Source organism: Aureimonas pseudogalii (assembly GCF_014196835.1).
GTDB lineage: Bacteria > Pseudomonadota > Alphaproteobacteria > Rhizobiales > Rhizobiaceae > Aureimonas > Aureimonas pseudogalii.
Window position 1 is genome coordinate 49337 of record NZ_JACIEK010000012.1, and the last position, 25691, is coordinate 75027.

Below are 25691 nucleotides of genomic sequence, written 5' to 3' on the forward strand. Positions count from 1 at the left end.
GATGCAGCAGGGGAGGGAGAAAGGCGAGACATGATCGACGGGATCGACCATTTCGTGCTGACGGTCGCCGATCTGGAGGCGACGCTCGGCTTCTACGAGCGCACGCTCGGCATGCGCCGGCACATCGAGGAGGGGCGGCCCGCGGCGCTCCTCTTCGGCGGGCAGAAGATCAACGTGCACGCCGCCGACCACACCTTCGAGCCGAAGGCGCGACGTCCGACGCCCGGCGCCGCGGATTTCTGTTTGGTGATGCGCCATCCGCTGCGTGAAATCGTCGAGCGGCTCGGGCATGCGGGCGTCGCCGTCGAGCTCGGACCGGTCGAGCGCACCGGCGCGCGCGGCCCGATGCTCTCGGTCTACTTCCGCGATCCCGACGGCAATCTGGTGGAAGTCTCGCGCTACGAGTGAGAGCGCTGCCGCTGGCCTTGTGGGGAGGGAAGGCTTCGCCTAACCCGGTCGGCGACCCCTGCCAGCGCTTCGAAAGCCGCCATGCCCTTCACGATCGCCACCTGGAACATCAACTCGGTGCGTCTGCGCCTGCCGATCGTGGAGACCTTCCTCCGGCGCTTCGAGCCCGACATCCTGTGCCTGCAGGAGACCAAGTGTCCGAACGACCTGTTTCCGCACGCCGCCTTCGAGGCGATCGGCTACCCGCATGTCGCGATCCACGGGCAGAAGGGCTATCACGGCGTCGCGACGATCTCGAAACTTCCCTTCGACGACGTGGTGCGCCAGGATTTCTGCGCGGTCGGCGACGCGCGTCACCTCTCGGTGCGAGTGGAGGCGGGAGAAAAGCGCATCCGCATCCACAATCTCTACGTTCCCGCCGGCGGCGACGAGCCCGACCCGGCGGTCAACCCGAAGTTCCGCCACAAGCTCGACTTCCTCGAGGAGATGCGGGCGATGCGCGCCTCGGGCGAGCCCGGCGTTTCCTCGATCCTCGTCGGCGATCTCAACATCGCGCCCTTCGAGGCCGACGTCTGGTCGCACAAGCAGCTCCTCAAGGTCGTCTCGCACACGCCGGTGGAGACCGAGGGCATGATCCGCGTCATCACTGAGGGCGGCTGGGCCGACCTGATGCGACACGCCATCCCCGTGCCCGAGAAGCTCTACACCTGGTGGAGCTACCGCGCGAAGGATTGGGACGCCGCCGACAAGGGCCGCCGGCTCGACCATGTCTGGGGCTCGGGCGATCTCGTCGCGGATCTGCGAGGGATCGAGGTGCTGCGCGAGGCTCGCGGCTGGGAGCGCCCATCCGACCACGTGCCGGTGATCGCCCGCTTCGATCTCTAGAGTCTTTCCCGTGGAAGCCGGGTCGGCCTCCACGCCCGGACGATGCACCGAGACAGGGCTCTAGCCGGCCGGATCGGTTGGCGGCGGATCGGCTGGCGGTGACCCGGCAATGCCCGGACGGGCGAGGAAGGCGAGGAGCTCCGCGGCGAGTTCGTCCGGGGCCTCCTCGGCCATGTGGTGGCCGCAGTCGAGGCCGCGGCCCGTCAGCGTGCGCGCCCACGGCTGCCACACGGCCAGGACGTCGCCATGGAGGCTCTCGAGATCGTCGCGCCGCGACCAGAGGACGTGGACGGGCGCCTCGACGCGCCGCCCGAGGGCACGGTCCTCCTCGTCGTGGCGCCGGTCGATGCCGAGCCCGGCGCGGTAGTCCTCCAGCATCCCGTGCACCACGGCGGGATCGCGCGTCGCGTCGCGGAAGTCGCGGTGGTTTTCCTCGCCCATCGCCTCCGGCGTCCCGGCGTACCAGCGGTCGGGATCGGCGAGGATCGCGCGCTCGGGCCTCTCCGGCTGGGCGAAGAAGAACCAGTGCCACCAAGCCGCGGCGAAGCGCGCGTCGCAGCGCTCCAGCGCCTCGACGATCGGCACGGCGTCGAGAACCGCCAGATGCGTGATGCGGCCGGGATGGTCCATCGCCATACGGAAGGCGGTGTAGGCGCCGCGATCGTGGCCGACGACGGCGAAGCGCTCGAAGCCGAGCGCCGCCATCAGCTCGACGCCGTCCCGCGCCTTTTCGCGCTTCGACGACAGGCGATGGTCCGGCGTGTCGGTCGGTTGCGAGGATCGCCCGAAACCGCGCAGGTCCGGGCAGACGACGTGATGATGCCGCGCCAGAAGCGGCGCGACGCGCCACCAGGTCGTGTGGGTGCGGGGGTGTCCGTGCAGGAGGAGAACCGGTGGTCCGTTGCCTGCGTGCCGCACGCGCAGCCGCGCGCCCGAGACGTCGCGCTCTTCGAGATGGAAATCCTCGAACATGGTCGAACGCTCCTCGGACGATGCAGGGCTCAGGCCCCGTTCGGCGTCTCGTCCTCGTCGTCCTCGAACACGTCGGACAGCGCCAGGATGCGGGCGCTCATGTCGAGGAACTCGGCGCGGATCTGCTCGTGGAGGGCGAGCGCGATGTCGGGATATTCCTGCAGCATGCGCCGGAACAGCGGGCGCGAGACGCGGATGAGGTCGCAGTCGGTGGCGGTGACGGCGGAGGTCGGGCGCCGCGTGTCGGCCATCAGCGCCATCTCGCCGAGCAGCGTGCCGCGCCCGAGCGTTCTCGCCACCGTGCGCTCGGTGCCCTCGCCGAGCACGAGATGCACTTCGCCCGACGCGATCACGAAGCCGGCGTCGGCCCGCGCCTCGGCCCGGAACAGGATCTCGCCCTGGCGCAGGAAGCGATGCTCGGCGCCGAAGGCGAGAAGGCGCAGCTGGTCGCGCGTCAGGTTCCGGAACAGGGAGACGTCGCCGAGAACCTCCATGTCGCTTTCGAGGCTCATGCCGGGTCGTTCATCCTTCGCTCAACGCCTGACCGAACCGCTTGAAAGCCCGTACGCCGCCGGGTGGCGACGCGACGGAGGGGTCGTGTTCTCCCGTGATCGCAAGAAACGCGGCGAACCGAAAGCCTTTTCGCGGTCGCCAGCGGGTCGGCGCGCTGGAAACCCATCAAATGCGACCGACGCGTTTCCGCTCTGCCACACGGCCGGGGCGGACACCTCTCAGGGCATCAGCTTGTAGCCGCCCGATTCGGTGACGATCAGCCGCGCGTTGGAGGGCTCGGGCTCGATCTTCTGGCGCAGGCGGTAGACATGGGTTTCCAGCGTGTGGGTGGTGACGCCGGAATTGTAGCCCCACACCTCCTCGAGCAGCACGTCGCGCGTCACCACGCGCCGGTCGGCCCGGTAGAGGTAGCGGATGATCGCCGTCTCCTTCTCGGTCAGCCGGATCTTGCCGCCCTTGTCGTCGATCAGCACCTTCTGGCTCGGCTTGAACACGTAGGGGCCGACCTGGAAGGTGGCGTCCTCGCTCTGCTCGTGCTGGCGCAACTGGGCGCGGATGCGCGCGAGCAGCACTGCGAAGCGGAAGGGTTTGGTGACGTAGTCGTTGGCGCCCGCCTCCAGCCCGAGGATCGTGTCGGCATCGGCGTCCTGGCCGGTGAGGATGATGACGGGAGCCTTGAAGCCGGACTTGCGCAGCAACTTCACGGCCTCGCGCCCGTCCATGTCGGGCAGGCCGACATCCATGATCACGAGATCGACGATGCCGGTGCGCGCGGCGTTGATGCCCTTGGTGGCGGTGGGCTCCTGCGAGACGACGAACTCTTCATGCAGCGACAGCTGCTCGACGAGGGTGGTGCGCAGATCGTCGTCGTCGTCGACGACCAGAATGCTACGTGCGCTCATGCATGGGTCCCGTGCTAGGGGCGACGGCGACCGGCCGACGCGGCGAGGACGCGAGGGCCCAACCTGAAACAATTTGTGAGCGGCATGTCGGTTTTTCCAGTCTTGAATCCTCGAAAAATGCGGTTCGGCCCCGAAATCGTCGTGCGCGCCTCGCCGCTCGACCCGCGTCGCGGCGTTCTCGTCGCCGGCCCGCTACGCCTGCCCTGCGCGCTCGGGCGCTCCGGAATCGGCTGGCGCAAGCGCGAGGGCGACGGGCGCACGCCCTTGGCCTCGATGGCAGTGCTCTCCGGCTTCTGGCGGCCGGGCCGGGCGCGGCCCGCCGGCTGCCCGCTGCCGCTGAAGCCCATTCGCGGCCGCGACGGCTGGTGCGACGCGCCGGGGCACGCCGCCTACAACCGCCCGGTGCGCCTGCCCTTTCCCGCCAGCACCGAGGCGATGCGGCGCGCGGATCGGCTCTACGACGTGGTGGTGGTGCTCGACTGGAACGTCCGGCGCCGGATGCGCGGGGCGGGCAGCGCGATCTTCCTCCATGTGGCGAAGGCCGGCTACGCGCCGACGGAAGGGTGCATCGCCGTCTCGCGCCGCGACATGGAGCGCCTCGCGCCGCTGCTGCGACCGGGCGTGCGGATCGACGTCCGCCGCTAAAAGCCGGAAGGCAGCGTTTCTCCGGTCGCGGCGTCGCACCGGGGAACCCGCATCGCTCCCCTGCGATTGTACCGGCATCGCCGCTGCACTCTTCTGGCCTGCATCGCGCGACGCCACAGGATGGATGACCATGGATCGCAGCGAGCTTCAGTCCAAACCCCGCGTCGAACCCTACGAGCACCCGACGGGCGGCTGGGGCTCGGTGAAGTCGCTGGCGACGAAGAGCATCGCGGAAGGGCTGGCGGTCTCGACGATCTGGAACACTTTGTTCAAGCAGAACAAGGCCGACGGCTTCATGTGCGTCTCCTGTTCGTGGGCCAAGCCCGCCGACAGCCACGCCTTCGAGTTCTGCGAGAACGGCGCCAAGGCGACGATCTGGGAGCAGACCAAGAAACGCACCGACAAGGACTTCTTCGCCCGCCACCGCGTCAGCGAACTCCTGAGCTGGACCGACTACGAGCTGGAGAAGAACGGGCGCCTCACCTCGCCGCTGCGCTACGACGCCTCGCTCGACCAGTACGTTCCCGTGACTTGGGAGAGCGCCTTCGCCGAGATCGGGCGCGAGCTGCAGGCGCTCGATCCCAAATCCACCATCTTCTACGCCTCGGGCCGCGCCTCGCTCGAGACCACCTTCATGTACCAGCTGCTGGCGCGCATCTACGGCCACGCCAACCTGCCGGATTCCTCCAACATGTGCCACGAGTCGACATCGGTCGGCCTGCCGCTGTCGATCGGCTCGCCGGTCGGCACGATCCAGCACGAGGATTTCGAGCAGTCGGACATGATGCTCTTCTTCGGGCACAACACCGGCACCAACGCGCCGCGCCTGCTGCACCCGTTGCAGGAGGCGAGGAAGCGCGGCGTTCCCGTCTACACGTTCAACCCGATCGAGGAACGCGGGCTGATGCGGTTCAAGAACCCGCAGGCGCCCACCGAGATGCTCTCCCCCGACGAGGGGACGAAGATGTCGACGGACTATTTCCAGGTGCGCTGCGGCGGCGACATCGCCGCGATCACCGGCATCGCCAAGGCGGTGTTCGCGCTCGACGACGCGGCGCGCGAGGCGGGCCGCGAGCGGGTGCTCGACACCGCCTTCATCAAGGAGCACTGCCACGGGTTCGAGGCGTTCGAGCGTTTCGTGCGGGCCGCCGAGTGGGATGAGATCACCCGCGTCGCGGGCCTCCCGCAGGGCGATCTCGAAGAGGTCGGTCGCGTCTACGCCCGTTCCAAGGCCGTCATGGCGCATTACGGCATGGGCCTCACTCAGCACCGGCACGGCGTGGAGAACGTGCAGATGCTGGTGAACCTCCTCCTCATGCGCGGCAATATCGGCAAGCCCGGCGCCGGCATCTCGCCGATCCGCGGGCATTCCAACGTTCAAGGACAGCGCACGGTCGGGATGACCGAGAAGCCCGAGCTCGCGCCGCTCGACAAGTTCGCCGAGTTCTACGGCTTCGAGCCGCCGCGCGAGAAGGGCATGGCGACGGTGGAAGCCTGCGAGGGCATCATCGACGGCTCGGTGAAGGCCTTCATCGGCCTTGGCGGCAATTTCTCGCGGGCGGTCCCCGAGACCGCCAAGATCGAGGAGGCGTGGCGCCGGCTGCGGCTGCACGTGCAGATCTCCACCAAGCTCAACCGCAACCACCTGCTGCCGGGCGAGGTCACCTACATCCTGCCCTGCCTCGGCCGCATCGAGCGCGACACGCAGGCGACCGGCGACCAGACGGTGTCGATCGAGGACTCCACCGCCTGCATCCATGGCTCCAAGGGCTGGCGCCCGCCGGCCTCGCCCGAACTCCTGTCGGAGACGAAGATCGTCGCAGAGCTCGCCAAGGCGACAGTGGCGGGCAAGAGCACCATTCCCTGGGACGACTGGGTGGCCGACTATTCGCGCGTTCGCGACGAGATCGAGCGCTGCTATCCCCAGTATTTCAAGGATTTCAACGCGCGCTTCCTGCAGCCCGGCGGCTTCCACCGCGACCTGCCGGCCTGCCGGCGCGATTGGAAGACCGAGAGCGGCAAGGCCAACTTCCTGCTGCCCGAGGACGGGTTCGACGTCGATCCCGACATCAGCGTCGAGGGCCACGACGTCTTCAAGCTGATGACGCTGCGCTCCAACGACCAGTTCAACACCACGGTCTACGGCTACGACGACCGGCTGCGGGGCATCTCGGGCTCGCGCGAGATCCTGCTGATGAACAAGGACGACATGGAGCGCATGGGCCTGCGCGATCAGGACTTCGTCGACGTCGAGACCCATGCCGACGACGGCGTGGAGCGACGCGTCGAAGGGCTTCGGGTCCACTCCTACAAGCTGCCGAAGGGCAATGTCGGCGGCTACTATCCCGAGCTCAACAAGCTCATCCCGCTCTGGCACCACGAGAAGCAGGCGCATGTGCCGGCTGCGAAATCCGTGCCGATCCGCGTCGTGCGTGCCATCCCGCAGGCGGTGGCGGCGGAGTAGCGGGGAGAGCAATCGAGCAATCGAGCGAGCGACGGGCGGGCTTTCCCGCACCGTTCGTTCGGTGCACCGAGAGGCAAGTCCGCTTGAGGCTTGCCTCCCGGTGCGGGGTCGGTCGATGCGGCTAAACTTGCCGATGCATCGTCCGGTGTCGCCGCGTCAGGCCGTCCGGCGCCAGCCGAGAGCGAGGAGCCCGGCGGCGATCATCAGCGTGCCGCCGGTGCGGTTCACCGCGCGGCGGACACGGGGCTGGCGAATGCGCTGGCGCGCGGCGAAGGCGAGGCCCGCATAGAGGCTGGCATTGATCGTCGCGAGCACGAGGAACGTCGCCTCGAAGACGATCATCTGCGGCGCGAGCGGTGCGGAGGCGTCGAGGAACTGCGGCAGGAAGGCGACGAAGAAGACGAGGCTCTTGGGGTTCAGCGCCGTCACCGCATAGGTGTGGAGGAAGATCCGTAGCGCGCTGGTCTCCTCGCGGGGATCCTCTTCCGGCCGTGCATCCTCCGCCACGGGAGCGCGCCAGAGCTTGAGGCCGAGATAGACGAGATAGGCCGCGCCGAGCCATTTCAGCGTGGTGAAGAGGACCGCCGAGGTCGCGAGCAGGGCGCCGAGCCCGAGCATCGAGGCGGTCATGGCCGTGAAGTCGCCGAGCGCGACGCCGGCCACCGAAGCGCGCGCGACCCGGCGCCCGTGGGTCAGCGCATGGGAGACGACGAGGAGGATCGTCGGGCCGGGAATGGCGAGAAGCACCGCCGAGGCGGCGGTGAAGGCGAGCCAATGTTCGATCGTCATGGAATGTCTCCGCTTCGGGAGGCCGAGCGATCCACAGGGCGCCGCGCGCCGCAAGAGAGAAAATGACCGTGCGGGCCGGCCGCGCGAAGGCGGAGCAAGCGCGACAAGTGGCCGTGCCGATCGCGTCCGGTCAGGCTTGCGCCTTCGCGTCAGCGCGGCGGCACCCCGCGCCAGCGCCAGACGGTGGTGCGCTTGATCTCTGCATCCTCCAGGGCCCGCGTCACCGGCACCTCGTAGACGGCGAGGGCCTCGACATGGCCGCGCGGCAGGTAGGCCCGGCCGGGATCGCCGACGAGGATCGTGGTTCCCGCCGCGGTCAGCGCATCGAACCAGGGTGTCAGGCGCTCCGCGAAGGCCCGGTCGTAGAACACGTCGCCGGCCAGAAGCACGTCCGCCGCGACCGGCTCGCCGACGAGGTCGGCGGAGCCGACGTCGAGCGAGACGCCGTTGGCGGCGGCGTTGAGGCGGGCGGCCGCCAGCGCGAAGGGATCAACGTCCACGGCCCGAACCTCGGCGGCGCCCACGAACACGGCCGCGATGGCGACGAGACCGGACCCGGAGGCGAAGTCGAGGACGCGCCGCCCGCGCACCTCGCCGGGATGGTCGAGCACGTAGCGCGCGAGCCCCTGGCCGCCGGCCCAGGCGAAGGCCCAGAAGGGCGGCGGCAGGCCGATCTCGGCGAGCTCCTCTTCCGTGCGGAGCCAGAGGTCGTGCGCCTCGTCGGCGAGATGGAGCGCGATCTCGGGCACGTGCGGCGGCTTTCCCAGCGCCGTGTTGGCGCGCACGAAGGCGGTTCGCCGGGCAAGCTCCACCTGTCGATCGCCCAGTCCGGCCGTGTCGTCGGAAGAGCGAAATGCTTCCGCCGGCGGGGCGACATGACCGAAGGGTAAGGCGTCGCTCATCTGCGGTTCAGCTTCGAGATCATAGGGTGACCTTATCAAAGGCCGTGCAGGGCATGGCCGACGTGCAAGAGGATCATCTCCATGAAGAAGTCCATCCTGACGGCGCTCGCCTTCACCCTCCTCGTCTCGCCCTTCGCGGGGATCACCGAGGCCTCGGCACAGAGCCGCCCCGAAATCCGCCGCGAGCTGCGCGAGGATCGTCGCGAGGTCCGAGAGGGACGCCGCGAGGTTCGGCGCGACCGTCGCGAGCTGCAGCGGGACCGGCGTGAGCTACGCCGCGACCGACGCGACGCCCGCCGCCCGGCCTGGCTGCGCAACGGCGGACGCTACGAGCGCGGCGGCGCGTATGTGTCGAATTACCGGCGCTATGGCCTGCGCGCGCCCGGCCGCGGGCAGCGCTGGGTGCGCTACGGCAACGACTACATCCTCATCACCGCGGCGACGGGACTGATCGGGGCGATCATCGCCGGGAGCCGCTGAGCGCCTGCCGCCCAGGTCTGCTTTCGCGACATGCAAGAAAGGCGGCGCCCCGCGGCGCCGCCCTCGATCGTTCCTGTCCTCGCATCAAGCTTCTAAGCCTCAGGAGGCGTCCTTCAACCGCTTGCTCTTGCCCTGCAGCTCGTCGATCAGCTTGGAGGCGTCGGCCTTGTTGAGCTCGGGGTCGAACGGATGGTCGGTCTCCTCGCAGAGCGTCTGGAGATAGGAGGCCTGCGCGCCCGTCATCGGCTCGCCGCCGGTGGTCCAGGTGTCCGGGTCCTTCTCGGCATTGGAGGGGGCCTCGACCTTGGGGTTCTCGCTCATCATTTCGTCCACTCCGCAAACCAACTTCGTTTCTGGAATGTTCTCACCGCTTGCCGGTTCCCGCGAGGGCTGCGACATCGAGGCCGCCGATCTCGCAGATCGCCGCGAACTCGGCCTCGCCCACCGGCTGCACCGAGAGGCGCGAGTTCGTCACCAGCACCATGTCCTTCAGTCGCGGCTCGCTCTTGCAGGCGTCGAGCGTCACCGGGCGGGGCATGTCCATCACCGCGCGGATGTCGACGCACTCCCAGCGCGGGTCGTCGGCGGTGGAATCGGGATGGGCGAGGCCGCAGACCTCGACGATCCCGACCACCGCCTTGCCCTCGTTGGAATGGTAGAAGAAGCCGCGCTCGCCGAGCACCATCGCGCGCATGAAGTTGCGCGCCTGGTAGTTGCGCACGCCCGACCATTCGGTGCCGTCCGCGCCGCAGGCCTTCTGCTGCTCGAAGGACCATTTGAAGGGTTCGGACTTGAAGAGCCAGAAGGCCATCGGGCGCCGCCCTCCTCAGGCGTTGGCGGGGTTGTTGACCGTCCAGTTCCAACGCCGCACGGTGACGCTGCCGAAGAGGCCGGCCTTCGCATAGGGGTCGGCATCGGCAATGGCGCGCGCGGCCTCCGGGCTCTCGGCCTCGACCACGAGAAGGCTGCCCGTGGGCTTGCCCTCGTCGTCGAGAAAGGGGCCGGCGAAGCGCAGCGTCGGGCCCAGCGCCTTCAGATGCTCCAGATGCACGGCGCGTGTGTCGGCGCGCAGGGGGCCGGCGTCGGGGCGGTCTTCGCAGAGGAGGGCGTAGAGCATGGGGTCGATCCTTCGTCTTCGGTTGGATGGTGCGGCGCCTATGCAGCGGCGCGGGGGATCAGTCGAACTCGCGCCTGAGCGGACGCGCCAGAAGCGCCTCCACCACCTCGCGCGGGGCCTGACGGCCCGCCAGCAGCGCCGCGACGCTCTCGATGATCGGCGCCTCGATGCCGCGCTCGCCGGCGAGGCGCGCGGCGACGGCGGCGGAGGGAACGCCCTCGGCGAGCTTGAGGCCGGAGAGATCGTCGCCCCGGCCGAGCGCCGCGCCATAGGCGAAGTTGCGCGACTGCGTGCCCGAGCAGGTGAGCACGAGATCGCCGAGCCCGGAGAGGCCCATCAGCGTCTCCGGCCGGGCGCCGAGCGCCTCGCCGAGCCGGCGCAGCTCCACGAAGCCGCGGGTGACGAGCGCCGCGCCGGCGGAGGCGCCGAGGCCGAGGCCGGCGGCCGCGCCGGAGGCGATGGCGAGGACGTTCTTCAGCGCGCCGCCGGCCTCGACGCCGAGAACGTCGGTGCCGGCATAGATGCGGAAGGCGGCGGCCGAGAGATCGCGGGCCAGCGCGTCGGCGAGGCTCGCGTCCGTGCTGGCGAGCGTCACGGCGGTCGGCAGGCCGCGCGCGACGTCGGCGGCGAAGCTCGGGCCGGAGAGCACGGCGACGGGATGGCCCGGCAGTTCGGCCGATGCCACGTCGGAGGCGAAGAGCCCGCTCGCCTGCTCGATGCCCTTGGCGCAGAGCACGAGCGGCACGCCGGCGGGCAGCACGCCGCGCAGCGCGACGCAGATCGCGCGCAGCGTCTGCGCGGGCACCACGAGGAGCACGAGGCGGGCGTCGGCGACGGCGTGCCGAAGATCCGCCGTCGCTTCGAGCGTCGCGGGCAGCGCGATGCCCGGCAGATAGCGCGGATTCTCATGGCCTCGGTTGATCGCCTCCACCGTCGCGGTGTCGCGGGCGTAGAGGCGCACGGTCTCGCCGTCGCGGCTCTTCAAGGTGGCGAGCGCGGTGCCCCAGGCGCCGCCGCCGATCACGGCGATCGTCATGGCCGGTTGTCCCTCATGCCTTCGCACCGCGCTTGCCGAAGCCGACGAGCGGCGCGGCGCCGCCGTCGAGTGGCCAGCGCGGGCGCACCGGCACGGTGAGAGGATCGACGAGCCCGGCCTCCAGGCGCTCGAGGCCGGCATAGGCGATCATCGCGGCGTTGTCGGTGCAGAGCGCGGTCGGCGGCGAGACGAGGCGCACGCCGTGGCGGGCGGCGAGTTCCGCCAGCGCGGCGCGAATGGCGCCATTCGCCGCGACGCCGCCGGCCACCGCCAGCACGGGGTCTGCGAGGTCGGGGAGCTCGCGCCGGAAGCGCGACAGCGCCAGGTCGACGCGGTCGCGCACCGCCTCGGCCGCGGCGGCCTGGAAGCCGGCGCAGAGATCGGCGACGTCCGCCTCACGCAGCGGGGCGTTGGCCTGCGCGGCCTGCCGCACGGCGGTCTTGAGGCCGGAAAAGGAGAAGTCGAGGCGCTTCTCGCCGCGAAGCGGGCGCGGCAGCGCAAAGCGGCGGGGATCGCCGCGCGCCGCCATCCGCTCCACCGCGGGGCCGCCGGGATGGGGCAGTTCGAGGAGCTTGGCGGTCTTGTCGAAGGCCTCGCCGAGCGCGTCGTCGATCGTCGTGCCCCAGCGCTCGTAGCGCCCGAGGCCGGAGACGAGGAGGATCTGCGTGTGGCCGCCGGAGACGAGGAGGAGGAGATAGGGGTAGGCGAGCGCGTCGGTGAGGCGCGGCGTCAGCGCGTGACCTTCGAGATGGTTGACCCCGACGAAGGGCAGGCCGCGCGCCGCGGCGATCGCCTTGCTCGTCATCGCGCCGACGATGAGCCCGCCGACGAGGCCGGGACCGACCGTCGCGGCCACCGCCGAAATGCCGGAGAGATCGACGCCGGCCTCATGAAGCGCGGCCCGCACGATGCCGCCGATCGCCTCGGCATGGGCCCGGGCCGCGATCTCCGGCACGACACCGCCGAAGGCCGCGTGCTCCTCGATCTGGCTGAGGATCACGTTGGAAAGAATGAGCGGGCGCCCGTCGGCGTCCCGCCCGACGACGCTCGCCGCCGTCTCGTCGCAGCTCGTCTCGATGCCGAGAACGAGCGGGGTGTCGCGGGAGGGGGGGGCTGGGGACAAGGGCGGATCGCTTCCGGGCCGGCGGGAGATGTCCCGCCGACATAGAGCCTGCCGCGCCGCCGCGCCACTCCCCCACGCGTCCCGCGCCGATCCGGCGGCCGGCGCGGCGTGGGCGTCCCGCGTCACATCGGCGGCACGACGCCCTGCGAACCGACCACGATGTTGCCGGTGCTCAAGCTTCCGTCCGCCGCCTTCTGCGCGGGCACGAACACGGGAACGCCGGCTTTCAGATCGGCTGCCGTCGCATCCGCGAAGGTCACCACGGGAATGTTCGGCGGCAGCGTCACCTGCTTGGAGCCGGTCGGGTAGGTCAATGTCAGCTCGCGCCCCGAGACGCTCTCCACCGCGTTGGAGACGGTGGCGTTGGTCATGGTCGAGTTCGGCTGGAGATCCCAGGGGTAGCTGCCCTCGCCCGCGCCCTTCATGGCGGCGGGGAAGATCAGCACTTCGAGCGCGCCGGCCTTGCCGCCCTCGCCGGGCAGCGAGGCGACGCCGACATAGTCGCCGGGCTTGATGTCGGCGGCCGCCGCCGCGCGCACGGCGCGCACGCCGACGTCGGGCTTCATCTGGATCGTCACGGCCGGGCCTTCGCGCGAGGTGACGGTGAGCGTGTCGCCGGCGACGGCGGCGATCGTGCCGCGCACGCGCACGGGCTGGGCGTCCTGCGCGAGGGCCGGCACGGCGGCGGCGAGCGCGAGCGCGCCGGCGAGGAGGGCGGGGGCGAGGAAGGATTGAGCGAGGAAGGGCTGGCGCATGGGACGTCTCTGGTCGGGCGGCGCGGGGTCGCGCGAGGCCACTTGGATCGCGCGACAGGCAACTGCGATCACGTCGGTTTGATGGCCGCCGCGCCGTCTGGGCGCCATGGCACCGTGCGGCCCTTTCGCCGGCGGGCCGTGGCTTTGCCCAAATCGCCCGCATGGGTGTAGGAAGGCCGCGCCCGCCGCCCTCCCTTGCGGGCGCCCGACGAAAGGCCCCCATGACGCGCTCCTCCCTCGTCCGCATCGGCACCCGCGGCAGCCGCCTGGCGCTCGCGCAGGCGGAGGAGGTCCGCGCCCGGCTGATGGCCGCGCTCGGCCTCGAGGAGGCGGCGTTCGAGATCGTGGTGCTCTCCACCGCCGGCGACCGGATCCAGGACCGGGCGCTCGCCGAGGTCGGCGGCAAGGGCCTGTTCACGCAGGAGATCGAGGAGGCGCTGCTCGACGGGCGCATCGATCTCGCCGTGCATTCCTCCAAGGACATGGCGACGGCGGTGCCCGACGGACTGGCGCTCACCGCCTATCTGGAGCGCGAGGACGTGCGCGACGTCTTCATCGGGCGCCGGGTGCGCGCGATTGCCGACCTGCCGCAGGGGGCGCGCGTCGGCTCGGCCTCGCTGCGGCGCCAGGCGCTGTTGCGCCGCATGCGGCCCGATCTCGACCTCGCGATCTTCCGCGGCAACGTGCAGACCCGCCTCGCCAAGCTGGAGCGGGGCGAGGTCGAGGGCACGCTGCTGGCGCTGGCCGGGCTGAAGCGGCTCGGCATCCCGGAGGTCGCGACCGAGATCCTCGACATCGCGCGCTTTCCGCCGGCGCCGGGGCAGGGGGCGATCTGCGTGCAGTCGCGGCGCGGCGACGCCCGCACCGACGCGATGGCCGCCGCGATCGACCACCGCGACACGCACGAGGTGCTCGTCGCCGAGCGCGCCTTCCTCGCCGTCCTCGACGGCTCCTGCCGCACTCCCATCGCCGCGCATGGCACGCTCACCGGCGACACGTTCTCCTTCCACGGCATGATCCTCTCGCCGGACGGGCGGCAGGTGCACGAGACGCGGGTGGCCGGCAGCCGGGCCGATGCGCGGCCGCTCGCCGAGGACGCCGCGACCCGCCTCGTGAGCGAGGCCGGTGCCGCCTTCTTCCGCGCCTGGGCGAAATAGCCGGGCGATGGCGCGGGTCCTCGTCGTCCGCGAGGCCGGCAGCGCGCGCGAGACCGCCGAGGCGCTCGCCCGCCGCGGCCACGCCGCGCTGCTGCTGCCGCTGCAGGAGATTCGACGCCTCGACCCCGCGCCGCCTGCGGGCGAGGTCGCGGGCGTCGTCGCCACCAGCCGCCACGCCGTTCCCTGGCTGGCGGCGCATCGCGCGGCGCTGCAGGGGCCGGCCTTCGCCGTGGGGGCGGCGACGGCGGCGCATCTCGTCGCGGCCGGTTTCGCGGACGTGCGAACGGGAAGCGGCACGGCGGCCTCGCTGCCCGCGCTGCTCGCGGCCGAGCGGGCGTCGCGGCCCTTCCTCTACGCCGCGGGGCGGGTCCGCCGCCGCGATCTCGAAGCCGGCTGCGGCGCGGATGGACCTGCGCTCCTCGTGGTGGAGGTCTACGACGCCGCGCCGCGCCGTCCCACCCGCGAGGAGGCCGAGGCGGCCTTGTCGGGCGGGCCGCCCGACGCGGCGCTGCTTCTCTCGGGCGAGCAGGCCGAGGCCTTCGCCGCGCTTGTCGAACAATGGCCGGATCTCCTGCCGCCGGCCCTGCCGCTCCATTGCCTCTCCGCCGCGGTGGCCGCGCGCCTGCCCGCAGTGCGGCGACAGCACGCGCAGGTCGCGTCCGGCGGCGATCTCCCGGCGCTTCTCGACGGGATCGGCGAGCCGTGACGACGCGGGTTGCCCGCGTCGTCCTCGCCGCCGCTCAGCGCCCCGTCGTCGCGGAATCGTCCATGAGCGCGTCGGGCCGGCTGATCTGAACGGCGGTCATCGAGGTCTGGCTCGCGAGTTCCTTCGCGCCGAGCCGCTTCAGCATGTCGCGGTAGCTCGGATGCATGCCGCCGTCGACATAGCTCATCGGCGTGCCGCCGCGTCCCTCCGAGAGGAGGGTCTGAAGCGTCTTCGCGTCCTCGGCGCGCTTGGCCGCGACCTCGGGCGCGACGCGCGTCTCCAGCGGCGGGCAGGCGCTGGCCGGCTCGATCGGCTGGCCGTCGCGGCGGCGGGAATCGAAGACGTATCGCCCGCCGCAGGCCGCGACGTCCGGCTCGCGCCGCGTCACCTCGAAGATGTCGTAGCCCTGTTTCAGGTTGCGCCAGAAGGCGATGTTCGGGTCCGCGCGGTGGCGCGCCATGTTCTCGGCCGTCATGCGGAACGGGAAGGCCTGCACCTGAAAGTCGCCCTGGCCGAGCGCGAAGGCCTTCTCGGCCTCGGCATAGACCTCGCCGACGCCCGCGTCGGTCATCGCGAAGCAGCCGGCCGAGGAGCAGGCGCCGTGCACCATCAGCGAATCGCCCTTGTAGCCGAGCGAGCGCTCCAGCGGATTGGGGTAGTTCAGGTTGAAGGAGCGGTGATACCGGGAGTTCGGGTTCATCTGCGTCTGCGCGACGCGGTAGAAGCCCTCGGGCGCCTGCCGGTCGCCGGCCGTCTTCTTCGGTCCGAGCTTGCCCGACCAGCGGCAGAGCGGGTGGGTCTTCTGCAGCGCGTAGCGCCCGTCCGCGCCGAGCGTCCAGACTTCCAGCTCGCTCTCCTCCTTGAAGATGCGCACGAGGATCGACCCGGCGGGCCGCACCTTCACGTCGGAATAGGCGGGAAAGAGATCCTTGTAGGTCGATTCGCTCATCGACACGCATCCGCCGACCACGAGGAGCCCCGTGACGGCCGCGGCAAGGGCCATGGCACGTGAAACGCTCCGTGCGGCGCGCGCTGGGTTGTCTCTCTGCATGTCGCTCCGAAGCGCTGGATGACGGATGTCGCGGAATTGTCCGCGGCGGGCCTGACCCGGACGTGACCTGCCGAGAGGAAGGCGACGCGCGTCCCCGCCATCAGGCGTTCCGATCCGGCGGAAGTGAGGCGCTTGGCGCTCAATGCGCCTCGTGCAGGCAGGTCCCGTGGTCGCCGAGCACCTCGATCACCCGGCAGCCGGCGACAGAGTGGTGGGTGCAATCCGCCATCCGCGCGACCTCCCGCCGCAGCGCCGTCAGCCGGGCGATCTTGTGGTCGATGTCGGCGAGATGCGCCGCCGCGATCCGGTCGGCGCTCTCGCACGGGCGGTCCGGCTCGCCGGCGAGCGCCAGGAGCTCGCGGATCGGACCGATCTCGAAGCCGAGCTCGCGGGCATGCCGGATGAAGCGCAGGCGCCGCAGGTCGCCGGCGTCGTAGAGCCGGCGGTTGCCCTGCGTGCGCGGCGGCGAGGGCAGGAGGCCGATCTCCTCGTAGTAGCGGATGGTCGGCACCTTGATGCCGCTCGCCCGCGACGCCTCGCCGATGGGAACGCCCTTGGTCATCTTTTCCACTTGCTCCTCTAGCCGCTGGAGGAACTAGACCTTGCCGGAAGCGAGACGCAAGGAGAGCGCGATGAGCGCGGTGACGAACGAGAGCCGATACCGGGTGACCGGGATGGACTGCGCGGCCTGCGGCAACAAGGTCGACACCGCCATCCGGCGGCTCGCGGGCGTCGAGGACGTCGCCGTGTCCGTCGCGGCGGGATCGGTCCGCGTCCGCCATGGCGAGGGCTTCGACGACGCGAGCGTGATCCGGCAGGTCCGCAATCTCGGCTACGGCGCCGAGCCGGGCGGGGTCGCGGCGCCGACACCCGGCGGCGGCGAGCACGCCGGACAGAAACATGCCGATCCCGGCGAGGCCGGCCTGCCGTGGTGGCGCACGCGAAAGGCGCGGCTGACGGTGGCCTGCGGCGCGGCGCTCGTCGCGGCCTTCGTGCTTGGCCATCTCGCACCCTCGCTCGAGCGTCCGGCCTTCCTCGCCGCGCTCGCGGTCGGGCTCGTCCCCGTCGCCCGGCGCGCCGTCACGGCCGCGCGCTTCGGCACGCCCTTCTCGATCGAGACGCTGATGTCGATCGCCGCGATCGGCGCCGTCGTCATCGGGGCCGAGGAGGAGGCCGCGACGGTCGTGCTTCTCTTCCTCGTCGGCGAGATGCTGGAGGGCGTCGCCGCCGGCCGCGCGCGGGCGAGCATCCAGGGCCTCGCCGCCCTCGTGCCGAAGACGGCGCTCCTCGAGAAAGATGGACAGACGAGCGAGGTCCCCGCAGACAGCCTCGCCGTCGGCGCCGCCATCCTCGTGCGCCCGGGCGACCGCATCCCCGCCGACGGCACGCTCACAGAGGGCACGGGCGAGGTCGACGAGGCGCCGGTGACGGGCGAGAGCGTGCCGAAGCGCAAGGGCGTCGGTGATCCCGTCTTCGCGGGCACGGTGAACGGCGGTTCGGTGCTGCGGGTGACGGTCACGGCGGCCGCCACCGACAACATGATCGCGCGCGTCGTGCGGCTGGTCGAGGAGGCGCAGGAATCGAAGTCGCCGACCGAGCGCTTCATCGACCGCTTCTCGAAGGTCTACACGCCCGCGGTGCTCGCAGTCGGCGCACTCGTGGCCGTCGTCCCGCCGCTCGTCTTCGGTGGGGACTGGGGCGAGTGGATCTACAAGGGCCTCGCCATCCTGCTGATCGGCTGCCCCTGCGCACTCGTTATCTCGACGCCCGCGGCCATCGCCGCCGGGCTCTCGGCGGGGGCCCGCCGCGGTCTTCTGATGAAGGGCGGCGCGGTGCTGGAGACGCTGGGCAAGATCACCGCCATCGCCTTCGACAAGACGGGAACGCTCACCGCAGGCAGGCCCGTGGTCACCGACATCGTGGCGGTCAGCCGATCGGCCGCGCAGGTCCTGTCGCTGGCGGCTGCCCTCGAGCGGGGGTCGAGCCATCCGCTGGCCGCCGCGATCCTCGAGCGGGCGAAGGCCGACAAGGTGCCGACCCCGCCCTCGTTCGACGCAAACGCGGTGGCCGGTGAAGGCATCGAGGGCGGCGTCGGCGGCGAGCGGGTGTTCCTCGGATCACCGCAGGCCGCCGCCCGGCGCGCGACCCTGTCCGCAGACGAGAAGGACGCGATCGCGGCCCTGAACGCCGCCGGCAAGACGGTGTCGGTCGTCGTGGTCGGGGGGGCCGTCGCCGGCTTCCTCGCCCTGCGCGACGAGGCGCGGCCGGACGCCGTGGAGGGTCTCGCCCGCCTGACGGCATCGGGCATCCGCACGCTCATGCTGACGGGCGACAACCGGCGCACCGCAGAGGCGGTCGCCGCCGGACTGGGGATCGAGGCGCGCGCCGAGCTCCTGCCCGACGACAAGCAGCGCATCGTGCGCGAGCTTCAGCGCGAAGGCTTCACCGTTGCGAAGGTCGGCGACGGCATCAACGACGCGCCGGCGCTGGCGGCGGCCGACATCGGCATCGCCATGGGCGGGGGCACCGACGTCGCGCTGGAGACGGCCGACGCCGCCGCCCTGCATGGGCGGGTGCGGGACATTCCCGACATGATCGCGCTCTCTTTGAGCGTGATGGGCAACATCCGCACCAACATCGCACTCGCCCTCGGCCTCAAGGCGGTGTTCCTGGTCACCACGATCGCCGGGATCACCGGTCTCTGGCCGGCGATCCTCGCCGACACCGGCGCCACCGTCCTCGTCACCGCCAACGCCATGCGGCTCCTCGGCTGGCAGCCGCGCTGACGCCGGTCCTGCGGTCCTTGCGAGGGGGACGGCGGAGGACGGTAGCCGGCCAACGAAAAGTTGACCGCGCGATTGGATGGCGCAGGCCGCTCCGGCGAGGCGGCGTCATCATCGAGTCAGGTCTTTCGCCCATACTCGCGGCATGGAAACGTTTCTCGCCGATCTCGCCGACACGATGAGGGCCCATCAGGCCTGGGCCGGACCGCTCGTCGCCCTGATCTCGTTCGGCGAATCGCTGGTGCTGGTCGGGCTGCTCATTCCCGCCACCGCCGTGATGCTGGTGATCGGCGGGCTCGTCGGGTCCGGCGTGATCGAGCCGGTTCCCGTCCTCGTCGGCGCCGTGGTCGGCGCCATCCTCGGCGACGTCGTGTCCTACGGCCTCGGGCGCTGGCTCGGCCCGGGCATCGTCCACCGCAAGCCGCTGCGCCGCTATCGCCATGCGGTGGCCAAGACCCGGCTGTTCTTCCGCCGCTACGGCTTCGCGGCGGTGGTCATCGGCCGCTTCCTCGGCCCGATCCGATCCACGGTTCCGCTGGTGGCCGGCATGATGGCGATGAACCACACGCGCTTCCAGATCGCCAACGTCCTCTCCGCGGTGCTCTGGGCGCCCCTGATGCTGGCGCCCGGCTGGATCGGGGCGCGCGGCATGGCGCAGATGGACTGGCTCGGCGGTGGTCACATGCTGGCGGTGCTGGCCTTCGTGCTCGTCGCCACGGGCGTCGGGACCGCCCTCTTCGGCAAGCATCTGGCGCGCCGCGCCAAGCCACGCCGGCCACGGCCCGCGGTGCACACGCCTTCCTGAGGCGAGGATCCGGTCGGGCGCTTCGGGCGTGACCGCGGCGACACGCCGGGCCAGCGGGAACGCGGCTCGCCGCGATGGGCGGGCGAATCCGTTCGACAGGGCGGGTCGGGTCCGCCAAGGTCGCGCCGTCCCTTCGTGCCGGAACCGACCGCATGCCCAAGCCCGATCTCGCGGCAACCCGCGCCCGTCTTCGCAAGGCGCGGATGCTGCGCCGGTCCCGGCGGGTCTGGGTGTCGAGGGCGGCGTGGCGGCCCCGGCTGGTGTTCTGGGCCGGCGCTCTCGCCATCGGGCTGGTCAGCGTCGCCTTCGCCTTCCTCGCCGACGAGGCGCAGCATGCCTTCGCCGCGCTTCGCCAGCCTGGGGGCTTCGGCTTCGCGGCGACATGGCTGCTGCCGCCCGCCGGCTTCGCGCTGTCGGCCTTCCTGGCGCTGACCTTCTTTCCCAATTCGCAGGGCAGCGGCATTCCGCAGGCGATCGCCGCACGCCATCTCGACGAGGCTGCCGATCGCGGCCTCCTCCTGTCGCTGCGCATCGCGGCGGGCAAGATCGCCCTGACCCTTCTCGGCCTTCTCTGCGGCGCCTCGATCGGCCGCGAGGGCCCGACCGTCCAGGTCGGCGCGGCCATCATGCTGGCGGCCGGGCGCCTCGGCGGCATGGCGCAGGCGCGCGGGCTGATCCTCGCGGGCTCGGCCGCCGGCATCGCGGCGGCCTTCAACACGCCGCTCGCTGGCATCGTCTTCGCGATCGAGGAGATGGGCCGGGCCTACGAGGCGCGCACCAACGGGCTGGTGCTCTCGGCCGTGGTGCTGGCCGGCCTCGCCTCGCTCGGGCTCACCGGCAACTACACCTATTTCGGCGAGAGCGAGGCGGCGGCGGGCTCCGCGATCGACTGGGTGCTCGTGGTCGCCTGCGGCATTCTCGGCGGCGCCCTCGGCGCTCTCTTCAGCGCCGCGGCGCTGCGCCTCCTGCGCCGGCTCAAGCGCTGGACGGTCGGCCGCCCGCGGGCGCGCGTCGTCGGCGCGGCGGCGCTCTGCGGGCTCCTCGTGGCGGCGATCGGCTGGGCCTCGAACGGCGCCACCTACGGCACCGGCTACGAGCAGGCGCGCGCGGCCATCGAGGGCACGCCGCTGCCGCCCCTCTTCTTTGCCGAGAAGTTCGCCGCCAGCCTCGTCTCGATGGTCTCGGGCATTCCCGGCGGCATCTTCGCGCCCTCGCTGGCGGTCGGCGCCGGCCTCGGCTCGACGATCGGGCTCGTGCTCGGCGCCGGGTCAGGGCTCGCGGCGACGCTCGGCATGGCCGGCTATTTCGCGGGCGTCGTGCAGGCGCCGATGACCGCCTTCGTCATCATTCTCGAGATGACCGGCAACCAGGGCAACGTCATCCCCCTGATGCTCGCCGCGCTGCTCGGCTTCGGCACCGCGCGCCTCGTCTCGGGCGAGGCGCTCTACCACAGCCTGTCGCGCAATTTCGTCGCCGACGTGCTGCGCGCCCGGCGCGCCGAGGCCCGGCACACGGGTCTCTAGACTCTCACCCCCCGAAGGCGAGGCGCAGGCCGAGCGCGGCCATCACCGCGGCGATGGCGATTTCGAGGATCTGCCAGGCGCGGGCCCGCGCGAAGATCGGGCGCAGCCAGCGCGCCCCGAAGCCGAGCGCGAAGAAGAACAGGAACGAGGCGAGTACCGCTCCGGCGCCGAAGGCGGCGGGATGGTCCTGGCGCGTCGACACGGTGCCGATCAACACCACGGTGTCGAGATAGACGTGCGGATTGGCGAAGGTGAGCACCAGCGCGGTTCCCACCGCCGCGCGGAGCGGGCGGGCCGCCGCGCCCGCCTCGGGCACGAGACGCTCGGGCGCGCCGAAGGCGGCGAGGAGCGAGCGCGCGGCATAGGCGAGGAGAAACGCCGCGCCGCCCCAGCGCAGCGCCGGCGCCATCCACGGCAGCGCGGCCGAGACCGTGGCGAGGCTGGTGACGCCGACGGCGATGAGCAGCGCGTCGGAGAGGGCGCAGACGAGGCAGACGGCGAAGACGTGCTCGCCGCGCAGGCCCTGGCGCAGCACGAAGGCGTTCTGCGCGCCGATGGCGAGGATCAGCGACAGGCCGAGGAGAAGGCCGGCGAGGAAGCTGGGGCCGGCAGAGGTGAGGGCGGACATGGCGCGGCTCCATGAGGGTGATGCCGCCGTGCTAGCGGGCTCGGGCGATGCAGCGAAGCTTGTTTTCCTTCCGCCCATGAAGCAACGCTTCATCCATGTGGGACTACGCCCTTCTTCGAGCCCTGGCCGAGGTGATCGCGGAGGGCAGCTTCGAGCGCGCGGCGCGCCGGTTGGGCCTCACCCCCTCGGCGGTGTCGCAGCGCGTGAAGCTTTTGGAGGAGCGCACCGGCACGGCGCTGGTGGTGCGTGGCCAGCCCTGCCGGGCGACGGAGGCCGGGCGGCGTCTCTGCCGGCACGCCGGCGAGGTGGCGCTGCTCGAAGGGGGCCTGCGGGCCGATCTCGGCGCCCTCGTGCCGCAGGGACCACGGCCGACGATCCGCATCGCCGTCAACGCCGACAGTCTGGCGACGTGGTTCCTGCCGGCGCTGGCGGGGATCGAGGATCGGCTCTTCGACCTCGTCGTCGACGACGAGGAGCACACCACCGAGCGGCTGCGGCGCGGCGAGGTGATGGCCGCGGTGGCGACGACGCCGGGGCCGGTGGCGGGCTGCTCCAGCCGGCCGCTCGGCAGCCTCGTCTACGAGGCGAGCGCCAGCCCCGCCTTCGCGGCGCGCTGGTTCGCCGATGGCGTCACCCCGCAGGCGCTAGGCCAGGCGCCCTCGCTGCTCTTCGACGCCAAGGACCGGCTGCAGGACCGTTGGATCGAGAGCTTGTTCGGCGAGGCCCCGCCGCGCCCGGTGCACCGCGTTCCCTCCTCGCAAGGCTTCGTCGACGCGGCGCTCGCCGGGCTCGGCTGGGGCCTGAACCCGCGCGCGCTCGCCGGCCCCCACGTGGCGGCAGGCCGGCTGATGGCGCTGGCGGGTGGACACAGCCTCGCGGTGCCGCTCTTCTGGCACTGGAGCCGGGCGGTGGGGCCGGCGCTGAAGCCGCTCACCGACGCGGTGACGCGGGAGGCGCGCCGCGGGCTCGCCCGGTGAAGCGACCGGTTGACGACGCGAGCGAGGGGAGGGCGTGCATCGCCCGGTCGGGCCGGTCGGCCTAACCCAGCACAGCGTCCGGGGCGAACCGCGGACTTGCCTTCCAGAATTGTTACTTTATAACATGCATCCACAAGGGCAGGGGCCGCGTATCCGCCGCGCCCATGGCGCGCCGCGCCGCCGCGCCCAGCACGGGATCTTCGGGAATGCCGCATCCGCAGGGCGACGCATCGAGGCAGTGTGGGGGGCCGCCGACCCCGCCGGTTCCGCCGGCGTTGAAGGCCTCGGCGCTGCGCGGCTCGGCCTGGCAGCGCCTCGCCGCCGTGGCGCTGCCCGTCGCCTGCCTGTGGATCGCCGTCGCCCTCGCGCTGGATCTCTTCGCATGATCGAGGCGACGCCTGCCGTGCGGCTCGAGGATCTCACCGTCTCCTATCGGCGCCGGCCGGCGGTCCATGGCGTCACCGGCGCCTTTCCGGCGCAGTCGCTCACCGCGATCGTCGGTCCGAACGGCGCCGGCAAGTCGACGCTGCTCAAGGCCGTCATGGGCCTCCTGCCGGCGGCCGGCGGGCGCATCCATCTCGACGGCATCCATCGCCGCGACATCGCCTACCTGCCGCAGGCGAGCGAGCTCGACCGCTCCTTCCCCGTCAGCGTCGCCGATCTCGTCTCGCTCGGCGCCTGGCGCCAGGCCGGCGCCTTCGGGCGCGTCAGTGGGCGGGCGCTGGAGCGGGTGCGCGAGGCGATCGAGGCGGTCGGGCTCGGGGGCTACGAGGGGCGCGTCATCGGCACGCTGTCGGGCGGCCAGCTGCAGCGCGCGCTCTTCGCACGCGTCCTCGTGCAGGACGCGCGGCTGATCCTCGTCGACGAGCCCTTCACGGCCATCGACACGCGCACCGTCGCCGATCTCATGGCGCTCGTGCGCCGCTGGCATGGCGAGCGGCGCACGGTGATCGCGGTGCTGCACGATCTCGACCTCGTGCGCGAGCATTTTCCGCAGACGCTGCTGGTGGCGCGCGAGTGCGTCGCCTGGGGGCCGACGGGCGAGGTGCTGACGCCCGAGCGGCTGCGCCAGGCGCGCATGCTCAGCCAATCCTGGTTCGACGATCCCGGCCTCGGTGCGCCGCACGAGAGGAGCGCGGCGTGACGCTTCTCCACACCGCCTACGAGATCGTGCTCGCCCCTTTCGTAAGCTACGGCTTCATGCGCCGGGCGCTCGCCGGCTGCCTGTCGCTCGCCTTCGGCGCCTGCCCGCTCGGGGTGCTGCTGGTGCTGCGCCGCATGAGCCTCGTCGGCGACGCGATGAGCCATGCGATCCTGCCGGGGGCGGCGGTGGGCTTCCTCCTCGCCGGCTTCTCGCTCGTGGCGATGACGATCGGCGGGCTGATGACAGGCCTTGCCGTCGCCGTGCTCGCGGGGCTGGTCTCGCGCTTCACGCCCCTACGCGAGGATGCGAGCTTCGCCGCCTTCTACCTCTCCTCGCTCGGCCTCGGCGTGCTCCTCGTCTCGGTGCACGGCTCCAGCATCGACCTGCTGCACGTCCTCTTCGGCACGGTGCTGGCGCTCGACGATCCCGCCGTGCTGCTGATGGCCGCGATCTCGACGCTGACGATGGCCGCGCTCGCGGTCCTCTACCGGCCGCTCATCGCCGAATGCCTCGATCCCGGCTTCCTGCGCTCGGTCGGCGGCGGCGGGGGCACCGTCCACATGCTGTTCGTGACGCTGGTGGTGCTCAACCTCGTCGGCGGCTTCCAGGCGCTGGGAACGCTGATGGTGGTCGGCATCATGATGCTGCCCGCCGCGGCCTCGCGCTTCTGGGCCGAGACGGTGCCGGGACAGATGGGGGTCTCGGCCGCCATCGGCCTCGTGGCCTCGCTGGTCGGGCTCCTCGTCTCCTACCACGGGGACCTGCCGGCCTCGCCCGCGATCATCCTCTCGGCGAGCGCGGCCTATGCCGTCTCCGTGCTCTTCGGCCGCTTCGACAGCATCGCGGCGCGCGTCCTTCGCCGTCCGCACGCCGCCCATCCCGCCTCGCAGTGAAGTGAAAGGATCTCCCATGCGCCTCGTCACGACGTCCCTCGCCCTCCTTCTGGCCGGAACCGCCCTGACCTTCGGCTCGGCGGCACGTGCCGAGGACCCGGTTCCCGTGGTGGCCTCCTTCTCGATCCTCGGCGACATGGTGCGCGAGATCGGCGGCGAGCACGTCGCGGTGACGACGCTCGTCGGCCCCGACGGCGACGCCCATGTCTACGAGCCGACGCCGTCGGACGCGCGGGCCGTGGGGTCGGCCAAGCTCCTCGTCGTCAACGGGCTGCATTTCGAGGGCTGGCTGCCGCGCCTCACCGAGACCGCCGGCTTCAAGGGCCGCGAGGTCGTGGCCACCGCCGGGATCGAGCCCCTGGCCTTCGCCGCCGAGGCGGAGGGCCACGACGCGCATGAGGATCACGACGCGCACGAAGACCATGCCGAAGCCGCGGATGCCCACGAGGGCCACGACCACGGCGTCGAGGATCCCCATGCCTGGCAGAGCCTCGCCAACGGCGCCGTCTATGCCGAGAACATCGTGAAGGGCCTTTCCGAGGCCGATCCCGCCCACGCCGCCGACTACCGCGCCAAGGGCGACGCCTACATCGCCGAGATCCGGGCGATGGACGCGCGCGTTCGCGCCGAGCTCGGTGCCATTCCCGAGGCGCGGCGCAAGGTCGTCACCTCGCACGACGCCTTCGGCTATTTCGCCAGGGCCTACGGCATCGACTTCGTGGCGCCCGAGGGCGTCTCCACCGAGAGCGAGGCCTCGGCCGCCGACGTCGCCGGCATCATCGACCAGATCCGGCGCGAAGGCATCACCGCGGTCTTCGTCGAGAACGTCAGCAATCCCCGGCTGATCCAGCGCATCGTCGCGGAGACCGAGGCCAAGGTCGGCGGCACGCTCTATTCCGACGCGCTGTCGGGCCCGGACGGCCCGGCCGCGACCTATCTCGGCATGTTCGAGAACAATGTCGGCCAGATCGTCGCGGCGCTGAAGACGAGCTGACCCTATATGAGGCATGACCGGGCGCCGACCGGCCCCGCC

29 protein-coding genes are annotated in these 25691 nt (G+C 71.5%); 15 read left to right on the top strand and 14 right to left on the bottom strand.

Annotated features, from left to right (window positions below):
* The first annotated feature begins 30 nt into the window (after window positions 1-30).
* A complete protein-coding gene (locus GGR04_RS18030) occupies window positions 31-408 on the top strand; it encodes a VOC family protein (RefSeq protein WP_183201300.1) in 378 nt (125 codons plus the stop codon).
* An 81-nt stretch (window positions 409-489) separates the two neighbouring features.
* Window positions 490-1293, top strand: a complete 804-nt coding sequence (locus tag GGR04_RS18035) for an exodeoxyribonuclease III (RefSeq protein WP_183201301.1) — start codon at window positions 490-492, stop codon at window positions 1291-1293.
* A 60-nt stretch (window positions 1294-1353) separates the two neighbouring features.
* Here GGR04_RS18035 and GGR04_RS18040 read toward each other — a convergent pair whose 3' ends face one another.
* The 3 genes from GGR04_RS18040 to GGR04_RS18050 form a co-directional block, all read right to left on the bottom strand.
* A complete protein-coding gene (locus GGR04_RS18040) occupies window positions 1354-2265 on the bottom strand; it encodes an alpha/beta fold hydrolase (RefSeq protein WP_183201302.1) in 912 nt (303 codons plus the stop codon).
* A gap of 29 nt (window positions 2266-2294) precedes the next feature.
* Window positions 2295-2777: a cyclic nucleotide-binding domain-containing protein gene (locus GGR04_RS18045; RefSeq protein ID WP_183201303.1), complete on the bottom strand. Its 483-nt coding sequence runs from the start codon at window positions 2775-2777 to the stop codon at window positions 2295-2297.
* Between the two features lie 219 nt (window positions 2778-2996).
* Window positions 2997-3680: a response regulator transcription factor gene (locus tag GGR04_RS18050; protein ID WP_183201304.1), complete on the bottom strand. Its 684-nt coding sequence runs from the start codon at window positions 3678-3680 to the stop codon at window positions 2997-2999.
* A gap of 117 nt (window positions 3681-3797) precedes the next feature.
* On the opposite strand from GGR04_RS18050, the gene GGR04_RS18055 reads away from it, so the two are divergent.
* Together GGR04_RS18055 and GGR04_RS18060 are read left to right on the top strand one after the other, a co-directional pair.
* The gene (locus GGR04_RS18055; protein WP_183201305.1) at window positions 3798-4325 is read left to right on the top strand and encodes a L,D-transpeptidase family protein; all 528 of its coding nucleotides are present in this window, start codon (window positions 3798-3800) and stop codon (window positions 4323-4325) included.
* A gap of 130 nt (window positions 4326-4455) precedes the next feature.
* Window positions 4456-6789 (top strand): FdhF/YdeP family oxidoreductase, encoded by a 2334-nt coding sequence (locus GGR04_RS18060; RefSeq protein ID WP_183201306.1) that lies wholly within the window; start codon window positions 4456-4458, stop codon window positions 6787-6789.
* A gap of 156 nt (window positions 6790-6945) precedes the next feature.
* Here GGR04_RS18060 and GGR04_RS18065 read toward each other — a convergent pair whose 3' ends face one another.
* Together GGR04_RS18065 and GGR04_RS18070 are read right to left on the bottom strand one after the other, a co-directional pair.
* Window positions 6946-7578, bottom strand: a complete 633-nt coding sequence (locus GGR04_RS18065) for a LysE family translocator (RefSeq protein ID WP_183201307.1) — start codon at window positions 7576-7578, stop codon at window positions 6946-6948.
* A 149-nt stretch (window positions 7579-7727) separates the two neighbouring features.
* Window positions 7728-8480, bottom strand: coding sequence for a class I SAM-dependent methyltransferase (locus tag GGR04_RS18070; protein ID WP_183201308.1), 753 nt, complete (start codon window positions 8478-8480; stop codon window positions 7728-7730).
* 81 nt (window positions 8481-8561) lie between these two features.
* Between GGR04_RS18070 and GGR04_RS18075 the strand changes: the two genes are divergently transcribed.
* Entirely contained in the window at window positions 8562-8960 is a 399-nt protein-coding gene (locus GGR04_RS18075; RefSeq protein ID WP_183201309.1) for an RcnB family protein, read from the top strand.
* Between the two features lie 99 nt (window positions 8961-9059).
* Here the strand turns inward: GGR04_RS18075 and GGR04_RS18080 are convergent, their stop codons facing one another.
* The 6 genes from GGR04_RS18080 to GGR04_RS18105 all read right to left on the bottom strand — a co-directional run bounded on the left by GGR04_RS18080 (window position 9060) and on the right by GGR04_RS18105 (window position 12991).
* Window positions 9060-9284: a DUF3072 domain-containing protein gene (locus tag GGR04_RS18080; RefSeq protein WP_376769872.1), complete on the bottom strand. Its 225-nt coding sequence runs from the start codon at window positions 9282-9284 to the stop codon at window positions 9060-9062.
* 40 nt (window positions 9285-9324) lie between these two features.
* The gene (locus tag GGR04_RS18085) at window positions 9325-9771 is read right to left on the bottom strand and encodes an EVE domain-containing protein (protein ID WP_183201311.1); all 447 of its coding nucleotides are present in this window, start codon (window positions 9769-9771) and stop codon (window positions 9325-9327) included.
* A gap of 15 nt (window positions 9772-9786) precedes the next feature.
* Entirely contained in the window at window positions 9787-10077 is a 291-nt protein-coding gene (locus GGR04_RS18090) for a YciI-like protein (protein WP_183201312.1), read from the bottom strand.
* Between the two features lie 58 nt (window positions 10078-10135).
* Window positions 10136-11113 carry an NAD(P)H-dependent glycerol-3-phosphate dehydrogenase gene (locus tag GGR04_RS18095; protein WP_183201313.1) on the bottom strand — a complete coding sequence of 326 codons (978 nt, stop codon included), beginning with the start codon at window positions 11111-11113 and terminating at the stop codon, window positions 10136-10138.
* Between the two features lie 13 nt (window positions 11114-11126).
* The gene (tsaD, locus tag GGR04_RS18100; protein WP_183201314.1) at window positions 11127-12236 is read right to left on the bottom strand and encodes a tRNA (adenosine(37)-N6)-threonylcarbamoyltransferase complex transferase subunit TsaD; all 1110 of its coding nucleotides are present in this window, start codon (window positions 12234-12236) and stop codon (window positions 11127-11129) included.
* Between the two features lie 122 nt (window positions 12237-12358).
* Entirely contained in the window at window positions 12359-12991 is a 633-nt protein-coding gene (locus GGR04_RS18105) for a hypothetical protein (protein WP_183201315.1), read from the bottom strand.
* A 221-nt stretch (window positions 12992-13212) separates the two neighbouring features.
* On the opposite strand from GGR04_RS18105, the gene hemC reads away from it, so the two are divergent.
* Together hemC and GGR04_RS18115 are read left to right on the top strand one after the other, a co-directional pair.
* On the top strand, window positions 13213-14148 hold the full coding sequence (gene hemC, locus GGR04_RS18110) for a hydroxymethylbilane synthase (RefSeq protein WP_183201316.1): 936 nt from the start codon (window positions 13213-13215) through the stop codon (window positions 14146-14148).
* A 7-nt stretch (window positions 14149-14155) separates the two neighbouring features.
* Window positions 14156-14854, top strand: a complete 699-nt coding sequence (locus tag GGR04_RS18115) for a uroporphyrinogen-III synthase (protein ID WP_183201317.1) — start codon at window positions 14156-14158, stop codon at window positions 14852-14854.
* Window positions 14855-14888: 34 nt separating this feature from the next.
* On the opposite strand, the gene GGR04_RS18120 is transcribed toward GGR04_RS18115, so the two are convergent.
* Window positions 14889-15857 carry a L,D-transpeptidase family protein gene (locus GGR04_RS18120; RefSeq protein ID WP_246393327.1) on the bottom strand — a complete coding sequence of 323 codons (969 nt, stop codon included), beginning with the start codon at window positions 15855-15857 and terminating at the stop codon, window positions 14889-14891.
* A 187-nt stretch (window positions 15858-16044) separates the two neighbouring features.
* A complete protein-coding gene (locus tag GGR04_RS18125; RefSeq protein WP_183201377.1) occupies window positions 16045-16467 on the bottom strand; it encodes a MerR family transcriptional regulator in 423 nt (140 codons plus the stop codon).
* Window positions 16468-16537: 70 nt separating this feature from the next.
* Here GGR04_RS18125 and GGR04_RS18130 point away from each other — a divergent pair, with 70 nt between their 5' ends.
* The 3 genes from GGR04_RS18130 to GGR04_RS18140 all read left to right on the top strand — a co-directional run bounded on the left by GGR04_RS18130 (window position 16538) and on the right by GGR04_RS18140 (window position 21016).
* Window positions 16538-18691 carry a heavy metal translocating P-type ATPase gene (locus GGR04_RS18130; protein WP_183201319.1) on the top strand — a complete coding sequence of 718 codons (2154 nt, stop codon included), beginning with the start codon at window positions 16538-16540 and terminating at the stop codon, window positions 18689-18691.
* 142 nt (window positions 18692-18833) lie between these two features.
* The gene (locus GGR04_RS18135; protein ID WP_183201320.1) at window positions 18834-19493 is read left to right on the top strand and encodes a DedA family protein; all 660 of its coding nucleotides are present in this window, start codon (window positions 18834-18836) and stop codon (window positions 19491-19493) included.
* A 152-nt stretch (window positions 19494-19645) separates the two neighbouring features.
* Entirely contained in the window at window positions 19646-21016 is a 1371-nt protein-coding gene (locus tag GGR04_RS18140; RefSeq protein ID WP_183201321.1) for a chloride channel protein, read from the top strand.
* 4 nt (window positions 21017-21020) lie between these two features.
* On the opposite strand, the gene GGR04_RS18145 is transcribed toward GGR04_RS18140, so the two are convergent.
* Window positions 21021-21644 carry a LysE/ArgO family amino acid transporter gene (locus GGR04_RS18145; protein ID WP_183201322.1) on the bottom strand — a complete coding sequence of 208 codons (624 nt, stop codon included), beginning with the start codon at window positions 21642-21644 and terminating at the stop codon, window positions 21021-21023.
* A gap of 95 nt (window positions 21645-21739) precedes the next feature.
* Between GGR04_RS18145 and GGR04_RS18150 the strand changes: the two genes are divergently transcribed.
* From GGR04_RS18150 to GGR04_RS18170, 5 genes are all read left to right on the top strand, one after another.
* The gene (locus GGR04_RS18150; RefSeq protein WP_183201323.1) at window positions 21740-22621 is read left to right on the top strand and encodes a LysR family transcriptional regulator ArgP; all 882 of its coding nucleotides are present in this window, start codon (window positions 21740-21742) and stop codon (window positions 22619-22621) included.
* Window positions 22622-22827: 206 nt separating this feature from the next.
* Complete coding sequence (locus tag GGR04_RS18155) at window positions 22828-23007, top strand: hypothetical protein (protein ID WP_183201324.1); 180 nt, start codon at window positions 22828-22830, stop codon at window positions 23005-23007.
* The gene (locus tag GGR04_RS18160; protein ID WP_183201325.1) at window positions 23004-23765 is read left to right on the top strand and encodes a metal ABC transporter ATP-binding protein; all 762 of its coding nucleotides are present in this window, start codon (window positions 23004-23006) and stop codon (window positions 23763-23765) included. The genes GGR04_RS18155 and GGR04_RS18160 overlap by 4 nt, the downstream gene beginning before the upstream one ends.
* A gap of 56 nt (window positions 23766-23821) precedes the next feature.
* On the top strand, window positions 23822-24658 hold the full coding sequence (locus GGR04_RS18165) for a metal ABC transporter permease (RefSeq protein WP_183201378.1): 837 nt from the start codon (window positions 23822-23824) through the stop codon (window positions 24656-24658).
* A 16-nt stretch (window positions 24659-24674) separates the two neighbouring features.
* The gene (locus GGR04_RS18170; protein WP_183201326.1) at window positions 24675-25652 is read left to right on the top strand and encodes a metal ABC transporter substrate-binding protein; all 978 of its coding nucleotides are present in this window, start codon (window positions 24675-24677) and stop codon (window positions 25650-25652) included.
* The last annotated feature ends 39 nt before the right edge of the window (window positions 25653-25691 follow it).

Excerpts from the sequence above, each read along its gene's own strand:
- GGR04_RS18060 (WP_183201306.1), top strand. The coding sequence starts at position 4,456 with ATGGATCGCAGCGAGCTTCAGTCCAAACCCCGCGTCGAACCCTACGAG.
- GGR04_RS18155 (WP_183201324.1), top strand. The coding sequence starts at position 22,828 with ATGCCGCATCCGCAGGGCGACGCATCGAGGCAGTGTGGGGGGCCGCCG.
- GGR04_RS18035 (WP_183201301.1), top strand. The coding sequence starts at position 490 with ATGCCCTTCACGATCGCCACCTGGAACATCAACTCGGTGCGTCTGCGC.
- GGR04_RS18050 (WP_183201304.1), bottom strand. The coding sequence starts at position 3,680 with ATGAGCGCACGTAGCATTCTGGTCGTCGACGACGACGACGATCTGCGC.
- GGR04_RS18095 (WP_183201313.1), bottom strand. The coding sequence starts at position 11,113 with ATGACGATCGCCGTGATCGGCGGCGGCGCCTGGGGCACCGCGCTCGCC.
- GGR04_RS18115 (WP_183201317.1), top strand. The coding sequence starts at position 14,156 with ATGGCGCGGGTCCTCGTCGTCCGCGAGGCCGGCAGCGCGCGCGAGACC.
- GGR04_RS18055 (WP_183201305.1), top strand. The coding sequence starts at position 3,798 with ATGCGGTTCGGCCCCGAAATCGTCGTGCGCGCCTCGCCGCTCGACCCG.
- GGR04_RS18135 (WP_183201320.1), top strand. The coding sequence starts at position 18,834 with ATGGAAACGTTTCTCGCCGATCTCGCCGACACGATGAGGGCCCATCAG.
- GGR04_RS18130 (WP_183201319.1), top strand. The coding sequence starts at position 16,538 with ATGAGCGCGGTGACGAACGAGAGCCGATACCGGGTGACCGGGATGGAC.
- GGR04_RS18075 (WP_183201309.1), top strand. The coding sequence starts at position 8,562 with ATGAAGAAGTCCATCCTGACGGCGCTCGCCTTCACCCTCCTCGTCTCG.
- GGR04_RS18090 (WP_183201312.1), bottom strand. The coding sequence starts at position 10,077 with ATGCTCTACGCCCTCCTCTGCGAAGACCGCCCCGACGCCGGCCCCCTG.
- GGR04_RS18085 (WP_183201311.1), bottom strand. The coding sequence starts at position 9,771 with ATGGCCTTCTGGCTCTTCAAGTCCGAACCCTTCAAATGGTCCTTCGAG.
- GGR04_RS18140 (WP_183201321.1), top strand. The coding sequence starts at position 19,646 with ATGCCCAAGCCCGATCTCGCGGCAACCCGCGCCCGTCTTCGCAAGGCG.
- GGR04_RS18045 (WP_183201303.1), bottom strand. The coding sequence starts at position 2,777 with ATGAGCCTCGAAAGCGACATGGAGGTTCTCGGCGACGTCTCCCTGTTC.
- hemC (WP_183201316.1), top strand. The coding sequence starts at position 13,213 with ATGACGCGCTCCTCCCTCGTCCGCATCGGCACCCGCGGCAGCCGCCTG.
- GGR04_RS18150 (WP_183201323.1), top strand. The coding sequence starts at position 21,740 with ATGTGGGACTACGCCCTTCTTCGAGCCCTGGCCGAGGTGATCGCGGAG.
- GGR04_RS18070 (WP_183201308.1), bottom strand. The coding sequence starts at position 8,480 with ATGAGCGACGCCTTACCCTTCGGTCATGTCGCCCCGCCGGCGGAAGCA.
- GGR04_RS18120 (WP_246393327.1), bottom strand. The coding sequence starts at position 15,857 with ATGGCCCTTGCCGCGGCCGTCACGGGGCTCCTCGTGGTCGGCGGATGC.
- GGR04_RS18170 (WP_183201326.1), top strand. The coding sequence starts at position 24,675 with ATGCGCCTCGTCACGACGTCCCTCGCCCTCCTTCTGGCCGGAACCGCC.
- GGR04_RS18165 (WP_183201378.1), top strand. The coding sequence starts at position 23,822 with ATGCGCCGGGCGCTCGCCGGCTGCCTGTCGCTCGCCTTCGGCGCCTGC.
- GGR04_RS18160 (WP_183201325.1), top strand. The coding sequence starts at position 23,004 with ATGATCGAGGCGACGCCTGCCGTGCGGCTCGAGGATCTCACCGTCTCC.
- GGR04_RS18105 (WP_183201315.1), bottom strand. The coding sequence starts at position 12,991 with ATGCGCCAGCCCTTCCTCGCTCAATCCTTCCTCGCCCCCGCCCTCCTC.
- GGR04_RS18080 (WP_376769872.1), bottom strand. The coding sequence starts at position 9,284 with ATGATGAGCGAGAACCCCAAGGTCGAGGCCCCCTCCAATGCCGAGAAG.
- GGR04_RS18040 (WP_183201302.1), bottom strand. The coding sequence starts at position 2,265 with ATGTTCGAGGATTTCCATCTCGAAGAGCGCGACGTCTCGGGCGCGCGG.
- GGR04_RS18030 (WP_183201300.1), top strand. The coding sequence starts at position 31 with ATGATCGACGGGATCGACCATTTCGTGCTGACGGTCGCCGATCTGGAG.
- GGR04_RS18145 (WP_183201322.1), bottom strand. The coding sequence starts at position 21,644 with ATGTCCGCCCTCACCTCTGCCGGCCCCAGCTTCCTCGCCGGCCTTCTC.
- GGR04_RS18125 (WP_183201377.1), bottom strand. The coding sequence starts at position 16,467 with ATGACCAAGGGCGTTCCCATCGGCGAGGCGTCGCGGGCGAGCGGCATC.
- GGR04_RS18065 (WP_183201307.1), bottom strand. The coding sequence starts at position 7,578 with ATGACGATCGAACATTGGCTCGCCTTCACCGCCGCCTCGGCGGTGCTT.